Annotated in this window: 9 protein-coding genes; 7 read left to right on the top strand and 2 right to left on the bottom strand. The window is 69.3% G+C overall.

Annotation, left to right across the window (positions count from 1 at the left end; translation table 11 throughout):
• Positions 1-44: 44 nt before the first annotated feature.
• The 7 genes from H9634_RS11695 to H9634_RS11665 all read left to right on the top strand — a co-directional run bounded on the left by H9634_RS11695 (position 45) and on the right by H9634_RS11665 (position 8,157).
• Complete coding sequence (locus H9634_RS11695; RefSeq protein WP_191726813.1) at positions 45-797, top strand: SDR family oxidoreductase; 753 nt, start codon at positions 45-47, stop codon at positions 795-797.
• Positions 798-801: 4 nt separating this feature from the next.
• Positions 802-1,989, top strand: a complete 1,188-nt coding sequence (locus tag H9634_RS11690; protein WP_225210888.1) for an acyl-CoA dehydrogenase family protein — start codon at positions 802-804, stop codon at positions 1,987-1,989.
• A complete protein-coding gene (locus H9634_RS11685) occupies positions 1,986-3,122 on the top strand; it encodes an acyl-CoA dehydrogenase family protein (protein ID WP_191726812.1) in 1,137 nt (378 codons plus the stop codon). Before H9634_RS11690 ends, H9634_RS11685 begins: the two co-directional genes overlap by 4 nt.
• Before the next feature lie 58 nt (positions 3,123-3,180).
• A complete protein-coding gene (locus H9634_RS11680) occupies positions 3,181-4,380 on the top strand; it encodes an acetyl-CoA C-acyltransferase (RefSeq protein WP_191726811.1) in 1,200 nt (399 codons plus the stop codon).
• 83 nt (positions 4,381-4,463) lie between these two features.
• Positions 4,464-6,137 (top strand): class I adenylate-forming enzyme family protein, encoded by a 1,674-nt coding sequence (locus H9634_RS11675; RefSeq protein ID WP_191726810.1) that lies wholly within the window; start codon positions 4,464-4,466, stop codon positions 6,135-6,137.
• A 198-nt stretch (positions 6,138-6,335) separates the two neighbouring features.
• Entirely contained in the window at positions 6,336-7,586 is a 1,251-nt protein-coding gene (locus tag H9634_RS11670; RefSeq protein ID WP_404801690.1) for an MATE family efflux transporter, read from the top strand.
• A gap of 58 nt (positions 7,587-7,644) precedes the next feature.
• Positions 7,645-8,157 carry a GNAT family N-acetyltransferase gene (locus tag H9634_RS11665; RefSeq protein ID WP_191726809.1) on the top strand — a complete coding sequence of 171 codons (513 nt, stop codon included), beginning with the start codon at positions 7,645-7,647 and terminating at the stop codon, positions 8,155-8,157.
• 31 nt (positions 8,158-8,188) lie between these two features.
• On the opposite strand, the gene H9634_RS11660 is transcribed toward H9634_RS11665, so the two are convergent.
• Complete coding sequence (locus H9634_RS11660; RefSeq protein ID WP_225210887.1) at positions 8,189-9,496, bottom strand: M1 family metallopeptidase; 1,308 nt, start codon at positions 9,494-9,496, stop codon at positions 8,189-8,191.
• The gene (locus H9634_RS11655) at positions 9,493-13,491 is read right to left on the bottom strand and encodes a Pls/PosA family non-ribosomal peptide synthetase (RefSeq protein ID WP_191726841.1); all 3,999 of its coding nucleotides are present in this window, start codon (positions 13,489-13,491) and stop codon (positions 9,493-9,495) included. Before H9634_RS11655 ends, H9634_RS11660 begins: the two co-directional genes overlap by 4 nt.
• Between the last annotated feature and the right edge of the window lie 77 nt (positions 13,492-13,568).

Raw genomic sequence — 13,568 nt, 5'->3', positions numbered from 1 at the left:
GACAACCACCTGACCGCACACACCCCGAACCTGAAGGAGAACCCATGACCCAGCGCACCGCCATCGTCACCGGAGGCGCCCGCGGCATCGGCGCCGCGATCGCCGAGCGGCTGGCCGCCGACGGCATGAAGGTCGCCGTCGTCGACCTGAGCGAAGACGCCTGCCATGACGTCGTCGCCCGCATCGGCGCAGCCGGCGGACAGGCCATCGGCATCGGTGCTGACATCACCGTTGAGGACCAGGCCGCCGCCGCGGTCCAGCGCACCGCCGATGAGCTCGGCGCCCCGACCGTGCTCGTCAACAACGCCGGCATCATCAAGGACAACCTGCTGTTCAAGATGTCCCCGGCTGACTTCACCAAGGTCCTCGACGTCCACCTGACCGGCAACTTCCTCATGACCAAGGCCTGCCAGTCCCACATGGTCGAGCAGAAGTTCGGCCGCATCATCTCGATGTCCTCGACCTCGGCGCTGGGCAACCGCGGACAGGCGAACTACTCGGCTGCCAAAGCCGGCATCCAGGGGATGACGAAGACGTATGCGATCGAGCTCGGCAAGTTCGGCGTCACCGCCAACGCGATCGCCCCGGGCTTCATCGAAACCGATATGACGAAGGCGACCGCCGAGCGCGTCGGCGTCGAATTCGACGACTTCGTCGCCATGGCCGTCAGCCAGATCCCGGTCGCCCGCTCCGGCAAGCCCGAGGACATCGCCCACACCGCATCGTTCCTCGCCAGCGAAGGAGCCGGCTTCGTCTCCGGCCAGGTCATCTACGTCGCCGGCGGACCCAAGGACTGATCCGTTGAGCGAATACGCACGCATTGACGAGGCGGTCGCGGCAGCCGCAGCCGCGGCCGCCGGGCTCACCGGCGCCGACGCCGACTTGAGGGCCGCGCACGCCGGGCTGCTCTACGATCACGGCCTGGCCTGGGTGAACTTCGCGCATGGCGCCGGCGGCCTGGGCGTCTCGGCGAGCCTGCAGGACTACGCCGATGCCGCCGTCGACGCCGCCGGGCTGCACCGGCCGGACCCGCACGACAACGCGATCGGCTTCGGCATGGCCGCCCCGACCATCGCCGTCTACGGCACCGATGAGCAGAAGACGTGGCTCAGACGCATCTACACGCTTGAGACGATCGTCTGCCAGCTCTTCAGCGAACCCGGCGCCGGTTCCGACCTCGCCGCCGTCGCAACGAAGGCCGTCCGCGACGGGGACACCTACCGGGTGACCGGGCAGAAGGTGTGGACCTCCGGGGCGCACAACGCTGACCTGGCGATCCTCATCGCCCGCACCGACCCGAGTGTGCCCAAGCACCGCGGACTGAGCTACTTCCTGCTCGACATGCACGCCCCCGGCGTCGAGACCCGCGGATTGCGCCAGATCACCGGTGAGGCCGAGTTCAACGAAGTGTTCCTCACCGATGTGCCGGTGCCTGCCTCGATGCGGCTCGGTGAGCCCGGTGAGGGCTGGAAGATTGCGAACACGACGCTGAATAACGAACGGGTGGCCATCGGCGGGGGAGCACCCCGGGAAGGCGGCATGCTCGGGGTTGTGACCAAGGCCTGGCGTGAGCAGCCCGAGGTTCGCGACCCGCTGCTGCACGATGAGCTCATGCGCCTGTGGGTCGAGTCCGAGACCGCCCGGATGCTCGGAGAGCGCACCGCCCAGCAGGTCGCCGCCGGCCAGCCCGGCCCGGAAGGCTCAGGTGCGAAGCTGTCGTTTGCCCGCAACGCCCAGCAGCTCTCAGCTCTCGATGTGCGCATGCGGGGAGTCGACGGGCTACGCCACGACAGCTACGAAATGCGCCGGCCCGAGCACTATTCGATGACCGGCCGCACCCCGGTCTACCGGTACCTGCGTGCGAAGGGCAACTCGATCGAAGGCGGCACCAGCGAGATCATCCGCAACATCATCGCCGAACGCGTCCTCGGGCTGCCCGGCGAACACCGCACCGACAAAGACCTGCCGTTCAAGGACCTGCCCAGATGACCATCGAAATGCTCGACACCGAACTGGCCGCCGACCTCAGACGCACCGTGCGCGCGTTCCTCACCGAATGCTGCGATCCCGGCACCGTCGCCGAGGTTTACGACGACCCGTCTGTCGCCTCCCGCGAGCTCAACGACGGCTGGGCACGCGAACTCGGCCTCGCCGGCCTGCTCGTGCCCGAAGCCAACGGTGGAGCCGGTGCTAGCCTCGCCGAGGCCGCCGTCGTCGCCCACGCGATCGGCCGGCATGCCGCCCCGCTGCGCTTCCTCACCTCCGGCGTCATCGCCACCACCCTGGCAGCCCACGCCGGGGACCGCGACCTGGCAGCCGCCCTGGCTGCAGGCGACCGGTACGCCGCGGTCGTCTTCCCCGCCACCAGCCCGACCCTGGACAGCGGACTGACGGCAGCCACCGCCTCGGGTGCGGACGAGGCGGGGTCAGCCCACGTCAGCGGCACCATCGCAGGCGTGATGGAAGCCGACGGTGCCGATGACCTCATCGCTGTGCTCGGCAGCGGGAAGGACACGACGATCGTCGTCATCGACCCGGCAGAGGCACGCATTCTGCCCTTCCTCAGCCTGGACGAGACCCGCAGGCTCGCCGACATCACCGTCGAGAACGCAGCGGCACGGATCATCGCCACCGGCGCACCGGCGGTGGCCGCGGTCGAGGCGGCGACGCTGGCCGGGCAGGTGGCGCTGGCCGCCGAACTCGCCGGCACCGCAGCCCAGGCGCTCTCCACCACCCTGGACTACGTGCGCACCCGCGTGCAGTTCGGACGCGCGATCGGCTCCTACCAGGCGATCAAGCACCGGCTGGCCGATCTGTGGCTGGCCGTCAGCCAGGCCGATGCCGCGGCCACGTATGCCGCTCAGACCGCGGCGAACTGGCAACGCGGGGACGAGGACCTGCGCGAAGCCCAGATCTGCGCCCTCACCGCGCTCGCCTACGCCGCCCCGGTCGCCGTGCAGGCCGCCGAGGAAGCCGTGCAGCTGCACGGCGGCAACGGCATGACCTGGGAGTATCCCATCCACCTGCTGCTCAAGCGGGCCAAGGCCGGTGAGCTGATCCTCGGACATCCGGCAGCCAACCGCGCAGCCCTGGCCGAACTCACCGAACTTCCTGCGTGCTGAGGATCACACAGACGAAATAGACTGACGAGGCGCCCCTCGTCATCCAGAAAGGACACCCATGACAGACGCAGTCATCGTCTCCACCGCCCGCACCCCGATCGGCAAGGCCTATCGCGGCGCCTTCAACAACACCCAGTCGCAGGAACTCGCCGGCCACGCCATCCGCCACGCCGTCGAGCGCGCCGGCATCGAGGGTGCGGAAGTCGACGACGTCATCCTCGGTGCGGCCCTCCAGCAGGGCTCCCAGAGCGGCAACATCGCCCGCCAGGCCGCCCTGCGCGCCGGCCTGCCCGTCACCGTCTCCGGCATGACGATCGACCGGCAGTGCTCCTCGGGCCTGATGGCGATCGCCACCGCGGCCAAGCAGATCATCCACGACGGCATGAAGATCGCCGTCGGCGGCGGTGTCGAATCGGTCTCGCTCGTCCAGAACGACAAGATGAACACCTTCCGCGCCAAGGACCCGTGGCTGGTCGAGAACATCCCGGGCCTGTACCTGCCGATGCTCCACACCGCCGAGGTCGTCGCCGAACGCTACGAGGTCTCCCGCGAGGACCAGGACGCCTACGCGTACGAATCCCAGATGCGCACCGCCGCCGCCCAGGAGGCCGGCCGCCTCGATGAGGAGATCGTGCCGCTGGAGTCCGTGCAGCTGATCCAGGACAGGGAGACCAAGGAGATCTCCGAGAAGACCGTCACCCTGACCACGGACGAGGGCAACCGCCCGCAGACCACCCTGGAGGGTCTCGCCGTCCTCAACCCGGTGCTCGAACCCGGTGTCGCCTCCGCCCACCCGTCGATCACCGCCGGCAACGCCTCGCAGCTCTCCGACGGCGCCTCGGCTGCTGTCCTCATGTCCGATGAGGAGGCCTCCCGCCGCGGACTCGAGCCGCTGGGCATCTACCGCGGCATGGCCGTGGCCGGCTGTGAGCCGGACGAGATGGGCATCGGCCCGGTCTTCGCGGTGCCGAAGCTGCTCGACCAGCACGGCCTGAGCGTCGACGACATCGACCTGTGGGAGCTCAACGAAGCCTTCGCGGTGCAGGCGCTGTACTGCCGCGACCGGCTCGGCATCGACCCGGAGCGCTACAACGTCGACGGCGGCGGCATCTCCGTCGGCCACCCCTACGGCATGACCGGTGCCCGGCTCACCGGCCACGCCCTCATCGAAGGCAAGCGACGCGGCGCCAAGTTCGTCGTCGTCACGATGTGCATCGGCGGCGGCATGGGCGCCGCCGGGCTCTTCGAGGTCTGCTGATCATCAGCCGGCCTGCGCCCGGCGGTCACCGCTGACCGCCGGGCACACCCCGAATTCCGAACATGACGATCCGAGGAGAGACGATGAGCATTTCGGAGACCCGTCCCTGGCTCAAGACCTACAGCCACCTGTCCCAGCTCAATGAGCCCGTCCCGCACACCACCGGCGATGCGCTGCTGCGCGAGACGGTCGAGAAGTTCCCTGATCGCCGCGCCATCACCTACTTCGGATACGAGCCCACGTGGGCCGACATCGACCGCCAGACCGACGCCTACGCCGCCTGGCTGACCGACAAGGGCATCGGCAAGGGCGACCGGATCGGCGTGTACCTGCAGAACACCCCGCATTATCACATCGCTGTGTTCGGTGCGTGGAAGGTCGGCGCGATCCCGGTGCCGCTCAACCCGATGTACCGCGACGAGCTCAGCCACATCTTCGCCGACTCCGGCATCCGCGGACTCGTCGTCTCCGCTGCGGCCTACCTCGACCGGGTCAAGAACTACAGCCAGGACCTCGAATGGGTGCTCACCTGCCAGGACACCGACTTCCAGACGACGAACGATGAGCGCATCTTCGGGATCTTCGCCGACCACTACGACACCGGCTGCGAAGAGCTCCTCGACGTCGTCAAAGCCAACGAGGGCCGTGCAGTGCCCGCCCCTGAGCTCAGCCCAGACGACACCGCGATCATCGGCTACACCTCCGGCACCTCCGGCCGGTCGAAGGGCGCATCGGTGACTCATCGCGGGGTGAGCGTCAACTCCCTGTCCCTGGGCATGCACCAGGGCCTTGACGAGAACGACGTCATCTTCACCCTCGCCCCGGTCTTCCACATCACCGGCTTCGTCTGCCAGTTCATCGCCTCGGTCGCCATCGGCGCGGCCCTGGCGATGAACTACCGGTTCGAACCGGCCAGCACCCTGGAGATCTTCCGCCGCGAGAAGCCGCAGTACATGGCCGGCCCGGCCACGGCCTACATGGCGCTGCTGGCGCACCCGACCTTCGACACCGACGCCTTCGACTCCTTCAAGTCGCTCATGTCCGGCGGTGCTCCGCTGCCGGATGCGATCGTGCGGAAGTTCGAGGAGCGCACCGGCCACTACATCGGCCAGGGCTACGGGCTGACCGAGACGACCGCGCAGTGCGTCGTCGTCCCGCCGGGCATGCGCGCCCCAGTCGACCCCGACAGCGGCAACCTGTCCTGCGGGCTGCCGGTGCCCGACACCGTCGTGCGCATCCTCGACGACGACGGCAACGAGCTCGGCTTCCGTGAGGTCGGTGAGATCTGTGTGCGCGGCCCGATGGTCGTCAGCGAGTACATCAACAATCCGAGCGCCTCGGCCTCGGAGATCCCCGAAGGGGAGCTCAAGACCGGCGACGTCGGATTCATGGACGAAGACGGCTGGGTGTTCATCGTCGACCGCAAGAAGGACATGATCAACGCCGCCGGCTTCAAAGTCTGGCCGCGCGAGGTCGAAGACGTCCTCTACACCCACCCCGCCGTGCTCGAAGCCGCCGTCGTCGGCGTACCCGATGAGTACCGCGGCGAATCCGTCACCGCCTTCGTCAGCCTGCAGCCCGGCGCTGAGGCCACCGAGGAGGAACTCGTCGCCTACTGCCGTGAGCACCTGGCCTCCTACAAGGCCCCGCGCCACGTCAACTTCATCGAAGCGCTGCCCAAGACCGCCTCGGGCAAGATCCTGCGCCGCGAGATGCGCCGCATCGGAGCCGAGCAGGTCTCCGGCGAGGCGAGCTGAGTCACACGCCCGAACCGCGCCCGTACGCAGCTGCGGGACTATGATCGAGAGGCGGATGCCACACGGCGTCCGCCTCTCGGCACGTCCGCCCCCACCGCCCGTCGAAAGGCCCGACCGATCAGCACCCGCAACCGCTTCCTCGACAGGGAGATCCTCGCCCTCGCGCTGCCGGCACTCGGCGCGCTGGCCGCCGAACCGGTGTTCCTGCTCGCCGACACCGCGATGGTCGGACACCTGGGACCGGCCTCGCTGGGTGCGCTGGCGATCGCCTCGACGATCATCCAGACGGTGCTCGGCCTCATGATCTTCCTCGCCTACGCCACCACCCCGCGGGTCGCCCGCAAGCTCGGCGAAGGCAACACCCCGGCCGCGATCGGCGCCGGCTTCGACGGCATCTGGCTGGCGCTGCTGACCTCGGTGGTCCTGCTGGCAGCAGGACTGCCGCTGCTGCAGGTGCCGATCAGCTGGTTCAACCCCACGCCCGAGGTGGCAGCCGGCGCTCATGCCTATCTTGCGATCTCCTGGTGGGGACTGCCGTTCATGCTCACCGTCATCGCCGCCACCGGGCTGCTGCGCGGCCTGCAGGACACCAAGACCCCGCTGTACGTGGCCGTCGGCGGGTTCCTGGCCAACATCGGCCTCAACGCCGTGTTCATCTACGGACTCGGCATGGGCGTGGCCGGTTCTGCGCTGGGCTCGGTTATGGCGCATGCGGGCATGTGCTCGATCTACCTCGTCATCGCCGTGCGTGCCGCCCGCCGCTACCACGCACCGATCCGCCCGGACTGGTCCGGAGTGCTCGCCTCGGCCCGGACCTCCGGCTGGCTGCTCATGCGCAATATGTCGCTGCGGGCAGCGATGATCGTCCTCATCGTGCTCGCCACCAGTCTGGGCACCGTCCAGCTGGCGGCCATCCAGATCATCCAGACGCTGTTCAACTCCCTCGCCCTCGTCCTCGACGCGCTCGCCATCGCCGGGCAGGCGATGATCGGCCTGCAGCTGGGCTACCGCAACCGCGAACAGGTCGCAGCGATCAACCGGCGGCTCATCCAGTGGGGGATCGGCTTCGGTGTCCTCGTCGGCATCGTCCTGGCCGCCGTCTCACCGCTCATCGGCTTCGTCTTCACCTCCGATCCGGACGTGCGCAGCCTGCTCACGCCTCTCGTCATCGTGCTGGCCATCGGTATGCCGCTCGCCGGATACGTCTTCACCCTCGACGGCGTGCTCATGGGCGCCGAGGACGCCCGCTACCTCGCCTTCGCGCAGCTGGCCGCCTTCCTCGGCTACTGCGGCATCCTCGCGCTCATCTACGCCCAGTGGCCGACGGTCACGGTGCTGTGGGCCTGCTTCGGGATCGGGTTTGTCGCCCTGCGCGCGATCGGCCTGGGCTTCCGGGTCGGCAACGACGGCTGGATCCGCCGCGCCGAGGCGGTCGCCGAACGCTCGTGACCGGCAGGCGGGATCTGCGCAGAAACTGCGGCTGCGACCATTACGCTGGTGGAGGCCGATGACGGAGAGGACACTCATGCACATCACACCGCTGCCTGCAGACCACACGCCTGAGCACGCACGCGAGCTGCTGTTGCCCTTCCTTCTGCAGTGCATCAACTGGTCGCACAGCTCACCGGAGCTCGATGGCTCGGTCATCGACGCCGACGACCAGCTCGCGGCCTACATCGACGGCTGGGGCCGTGACGGCGATATCGCCGTCATCGCCTGGGACGACGATGACCAGCCGGTCGGCGCTGCCTGGTGCCGGCTGCTGAGCGATCCGCCCGGCTACGGGTGGGTGGCCGATGACATTCCCGAGGTGTCCATCGCCGTGGCACCGGATTTCCAGGCCAAGGGTGCTGGCCGCCAGCTGCTGCACACGCTGTGCCGGCTTGCTGCTGTGTCCGGTCATCCGGCGCTGAGCCTGTCGGTGTCCGACGGCAACATGTCCAAGCACCTCTACACTCAGCTCGGATTCTCAGACATCGGCCGCTCAGGCGACAGCGATGTCATGCTCAAACGGCTCTGAGTCCAGCGCCGGGGCGCGCGACGGGGACCGGTCAGCTCGGCAGCTGCGGCAGCCGTTCCTCGTACAGCCACGGGTCGACGATCGGTGCGACCGAGGAGCCGGTGACCTCTGCTGCCAGGTCGAGGAAGTCGGCGGTCGTGACGTAGCCGTGCCGGTAGCGCTGCGTCCAGCCGCGCAGCAGCCGCCGGAACCACTCATCGCCGATGCGCAGCCGGAGGGCGTGCAGGGTCAGCGCCCCGCGCTTGTAGATCCGGTCATCGAACATGTCTGCTGGACCCGGATCGGCCAGCACCAGATCCTGGCGCTGGCTGTCGAGCAGATCCCAGTGGATGCGGGCGAGCTCATCGGTGCGACCGCGTCCGGCGGCCTGGGCCCACAGCCATTCGGCGTAGCAGGCGAAGCCCTCATTGAGCCAGATGTCCGACCAGTGGGTCAGCGTGAGCGAATTGCCGAACCACTGGTGGGCCATCTCGTGGGCGACGAGCCGTTCGGCCTCCCATGTCGCGGCCAGGTGGTTCGGGCCCAGGATCGACAGCGGCTGGGACTCCAACGGGATCTCGAGCACGTCATCGGTGATGACGACGCCGTAGTGCTCGAAGGGATACGGGCCGAACCAGTCGCTGAAGATGCGCATCATGTCGTGCTGCTTGCCCAATGCCCGCTGGGCGCGCTCCCGCAGTCCGCGTGAGCAGGCGATGCTCATCGGCACCGGGCCCGGTCGCTGGGCCGGCGCCAGCTCGGTGGTCTCGTACTGCCCGATCTGCACAGTCGCCAGGTACGGGGCCAGCGGCGCCTGGGACTCCCACACCCACCGGGTGCGCCCGGCCTTGCGGGAGGTGCTCACGAGCCGGCCGTTCGAGATGACGGCATACGGTGACTCGACGAGCACCGAGATGCGGAAATCCGCTTTGTTCGACGGATGGTCGTTGCACGGAAACCAGGTGGCCGCACCGTTGGGCTGACCGGCGACCAGCACCCCGTCGGTCAGCTCCTCCCAGCCGACATCTCCCCACATGCCCATCGCCGGCTGCGGATTGCCGGCGTAGGAGATCTCGACGGTGCTCACAGTACCGCGCTGATAGGTCCGGCGGGGCTGGACGATGAGCTTGCGGCCGCGCTGCCGCCACCGTGCCCGGGTGCCGTCGACGATCGCCTTGGACACCTGCAGGCCGGCTAGGTCGAGTTCGAAGGCGCTGGTGTCCTCCAGCAGGCGCACCCGCAGCCGGGCGTGGCCGGCGAGCCGGTTGGGGGCGATGCGGTAGTCGAGCGTGAGGTCGTAGTGCTCGACCCGCAGCATGGTGGTGCCGGAGTCAGGTGTGTAGGAGTCGACAGCGGTCAACGGGTGTCCTCGGAATCGGTCGGGGTCTCAGGTGGACAGGTGGTGCGTTCTGCGCTGGCCGGTGCGGGCCGGTGCGGGGTCTCCGGCAGGGGAGGGGCGTCGATCCAGGGGACAACGGGGTTGCCGGAGAAGTAGGCGTGCGGGGGCACGAACTCACCGCGCATGACCAGCGAGGTCGGCCCGACGGTGGCGGCCTGGCCGATCGTGGCCGCTGGCAGGATGACGCTGTTGGGCCCGAGTGTGGCACCGGGGTCGAGGGTGACGGTGTCCAGGGACATCACCCGGTCGTGGAACAGGTGGGTCTGGACAACGCAGCCGCGGTTGACTGTGGAGTTGTCGGCCAGAGTCACGAGGTCGGCTTCGGGCAGCCAGTAGGTCTCGCACCACACACCGTGGCCGATCTTCGCCCCGAGGGCGCGCAGGAACCACACGAGTGCCGGGGTGCCGACGGCGGTGCGGGCGAACCACGGGGCGGCGATGAGTTCGACGAAGCAGTCGGCAACCTCGTTGCGCCAGATGAAGCTCGACCACAGCGGATGCTCACTCGGCTGCGTGCGGCCGACGAAGGCCCACTTGGCGATGACCGCAGTGCCGGCGGCGACGGCGCCGGTGGCCATCATGACGACTCCGGAGCCGATGACGAGCGTCAGGGGTGCCAGCACCGCTGCCGAGGCGCCGGTCGCCTCGGCGAGTGCGGCACCGGCTGCGAGCAGTCCGTAGAGCGTGACGAGCAGCCCGGTGATGAGCAGGCCTGCGGTGATGACGGACAGGCCGCGCAGCGCCTCCCAGCAGCCGCGGGCGACCTTGAGGCGGACAGGCGGGTTGTAGGTCAGTGCCTCATCGGCATCGACTTCGCTGCGGCGCAGCTCGACTGGCGGGGAGCCGATCCAGGAGCTGCCCTTCTTCGCTTTGACCGGGGCTGCTGAGAGCACGGCGACAAGCGCGTTCTTCGGCACGCGGCGCCCGGCGGCGGCGATGCCGGAGTTGCCGAGGAAGGCGCGTTTGCCGACCTTGGCCCGGCCGATGCGCATCCAGCCGTGGCCGAGCTCATAGGAGGCGACCATCGTGTCATCGGCCAGGAACGCCCCAGAGGCGATCTGCGTCATCGAGGGCACGAGAAGGACGGTGGAGACTTCGACGTTGCGGCCGACCTTCGCTCCGAGGATGCGCAGCCAGATCGGGGTGAACAGGCTGGCATACAGCGGGAAGAGCAGGTCGCGGGCCATGTCGAGGATCCGCTCGGTGGCCCACAGCCGGAAGCCCATCATCGACCGGACCGGGAACAGGCCCTCGCGCATCCCGATCGCTAGGGTGCGCACCGAGACGACGACGAGGAGCGCGGTGGTGAGGAACCAGATGAGCGCCTGTGCTGGTGCCCAGGCGAGCAGCGTCAGCGGCTGGGCGAACACCTCGGGCCCGGTGAGTGCGAGCATGAGCGCCACTCCCGGGATGAGCGCGATGTACGGGATGAGGGCGTGGAGCTGGGAGCCGAGTGCGTAGAACAGGAACGGGGTGCGGGCGCGGCGGTCGGGTGGGTCGGGCCAGGTGCGGCGCTTCTTGCCGATGCGCACCGCCGGTGAGCCGGAGAACACCTGGTTCTTGCGCACCTTCCCGGTCACTGCCGAGCCGGGTTCGACGTGGGCGTCTTGGCCGATGCGGGTGCCGGGCATGAGTGTCGAGCGTGCCCCGACGGTGGCGTCGCGGCCGATGTCGATCGTGCCGATGCGCAGCAGGTCGCCATCGACCCACCAGCCCTTGAGGTCGACTTCGGGTTCGACGGCGGCACCGCGGTCGATCGTCAGCAGTCCGGTGACCGGCGGGATGGTGTGCATGTCGACATCGCGGCCGATCTTGTTGCCCAGCAGCCGGGCGTACCACGTCACCCATGGGGCGTTGGCGACTGAGACGGCGCCGGCGAGGTCCTGGATGTGCTCGGCGAGCCACAGCCGCAGGTGCACGCTGCCGGAGCGCGGGTACACTCCCGGCCTGACTCCTGCCATGAGGGCGCGGGCGCTGAGCGCGGAGACGAGCATCTTGCCCCAGCCGGAGACGAACACCGCCCACAGCACGATGATGAGCCACCACGGGGTGGTGATGAGCGGCGCACCCTGCCAGGCGGCGAGGTTGGCTGCGGCCATGAGGAGGACGACCCAGCGCATCCCGGCCAGGATCGTCACGAGCGTGCCGAGCAGCGTCTGCAGCCACTGCATCGACCGGCGGGTGCGGGTGACCGTGCGATGCCGGCCGGGCACCGCGCTGCCGGCGCCCTCGTCGCCGAGGCACAGTTCGGCCAGCGCCCCGAAGCGCGGATGGGAGTAGACGTCGCCGACGGTGATGGTGGTGTGTCGGGCGCGCAGCCGGGAGACGAGCTGGGCGGCGGCCAGGGAGCCGCCGCCGGCGGTGAAGAAGTCGGTGTCCATGCTCGGGCGGCCGCCGAGCACCGCCTGCCACTGCTCGGCGATCCAGTCGGCCTCCTCGGGCACCGCCTCACCGGAGGCGTCGTCGACGATGTCGGCAAGCGGCCACGGCAGGGCGTTGCGGTCGACCTTGCCGGAGGTCTTCGTCGGCAGCGTGTCGACGACCGCCAGGCGGGGCACGAGCGCCGGTGGCAGCACCTCGCGAAGCTGGGCTTCCCAGTCGGCCAGGGGTGCCGGCGCCGAGTTGTCGGCAGGGGCGAGGTAGCCGATGAGCAGCTGGGTGCCGGCGGGGGTGGACTTGACCGCTGCGGCGGCACCGGAGACTCCGGGCAGCGCTTGGAGGGCGGCGTCGATCTCACCGAGTTCGATGCGCCGGCCGCCGAGCTTGATCTGCTCATCGGCGCGGCCGACGAACAGCAGCCCGGCAGGGTCATTGACGACGAGGTCGCCGGAGCGGTAGGCGCGCTGCCAGCCGAGGGTGGGCATCGGCGCGTACTTCTCGGCATCCTTGGCCGGGTCGAGGTAGCGGGCCAGGCCGACGCCGCCGATGATGAGCTCGCCGCTCTCGCCGTCTGCGACGGGGATGCCCTCAGCGTCGACGATGGCCAGATCCCAGCCGTCGAGCGGCAGGCCGATGCGCACCGGGCCGGGCCCGCCGAGCGGGGCGGCGCAGGCGACGACGGTCGCCTCGGTCGGGCCGTAGGTGTTCCACACCTCGCGGGTGCCGTCCGACAGCCGCTGGGCAAGCTCCGGCGGGCAGGCCTCGCCGCCGAAGATCAGCAGCCGCACACTCTCGAGCGTCTCCGCCGGCCACAGCGCGGCCAGCGTCGGCACTGTCGAGACGATGCTGATGCGCCGGCCGGCCAGCCAGGGGCCCAGGTCCATGCCGGACTTCACGAGTGCGCGCGGGGCGGGCACCAGGCAGGCCCCGTGCGCCCATGCCAGCCACATCTCCTCACAGCTGGCGTCGAAGGCCACTGAGAGCCCGGCGAGCACCCGGTCGCCGGGGCCGATCGGCTCGTCCTGGCAGAAGATCCGGGCTTCGGCGTCGACGAAGGCAGCAGCTGAGCGGTGGGTGACGGCTACGCCCTTGGGTTTGCCGGTCGAACCGGAGGTGAAGATCACCCAGCAGTCATCATCCGGCTCCGGGGCACGCAGGGCCGGCACCGCCTCGGTCGCAGGATCGCGGCGCGACTCGATCTGCAGTCCGGCGGTGACGATCGCGGTGACCGCGGCTTCGGAGAACACGGTGGCGGCCCGCTCATCGGGGTCGTCGACGTCGACGGGGACGTAGGCTGCGCCGATCATGAGGGTCGAGAGGATCGCAATGTAGAGGTCGAGGGTGCCGGAGGGCACACGGACGCCGACCGTGTCGCCGGGGCCGACACCGGCGTCGTGGAGCTGGTGGCCGAAGTCGCGCATCGCCTCCAGCAGCTGGGTGTAGCTGATCGAGCGCACCCCGTCGTCAAGGGCCGGTGCTTCGGGGTGCTGGGATGCGACGTCGATGAGGATGTCGATGAGCGTGCGTTCAGGGGCGGCGCGATGCGCTCCCGGGAACTGCGGTGCATGCACGATGATGTGGTTCCTCCGGGCTCAGACGGGCTCTGAGTGAATCCTAGCCCGTGGCCGGGCAGCGCTGGGGGAGCACCGGGCCG

Source organism: Brevibacterium gallinarum, assembly GCF_014836885.1.
Lineage (GTDB): Bacteria > Actinomycetota > Actinomycetes > Actinomycetales > Brevibacteriaceae > Brevibacterium > Brevibacterium gallinarum.
Note: the sequence above shows the minus strand (reverse complement) of the source record. Positions and strands in the feature narration are given on the sequence as shown.

Excerpts from the sequence above, each read along its gene's own strand:
- H9634_RS11695 (WP_191726813.1), top strand. The coding sequence starts at position 45 with ATGACCCAGCGCACCGCCATCGTCACCGGAGGCGCCCGCGGCATCGGC.
- H9634_RS11685 (WP_191726812.1), top strand. The coding sequence starts at position 1,986 with ATGACCATCGAAATGCTCGACACCGAACTGGCCGCCGACCTCAGACGC.
- H9634_RS11680 (WP_191726811.1), top strand. The coding sequence starts at position 3,181 with ATGACAGACGCAGTCATCGTCTCCACCGCCCGCACCCCGATCGGCAAG.
- H9634_RS11675 (WP_191726810.1), top strand. The coding sequence starts at position 4,464 with ATGAGCATTTCGGAGACCCGTCCCTGGCTCAAGACCTACAGCCACCTG.
- H9634_RS11665 (WP_191726809.1), top strand. The coding sequence starts at position 7,645 with ATGACGGAGAGGACACTCATGCACATCACACCGCTGCCTGCAGACCAC.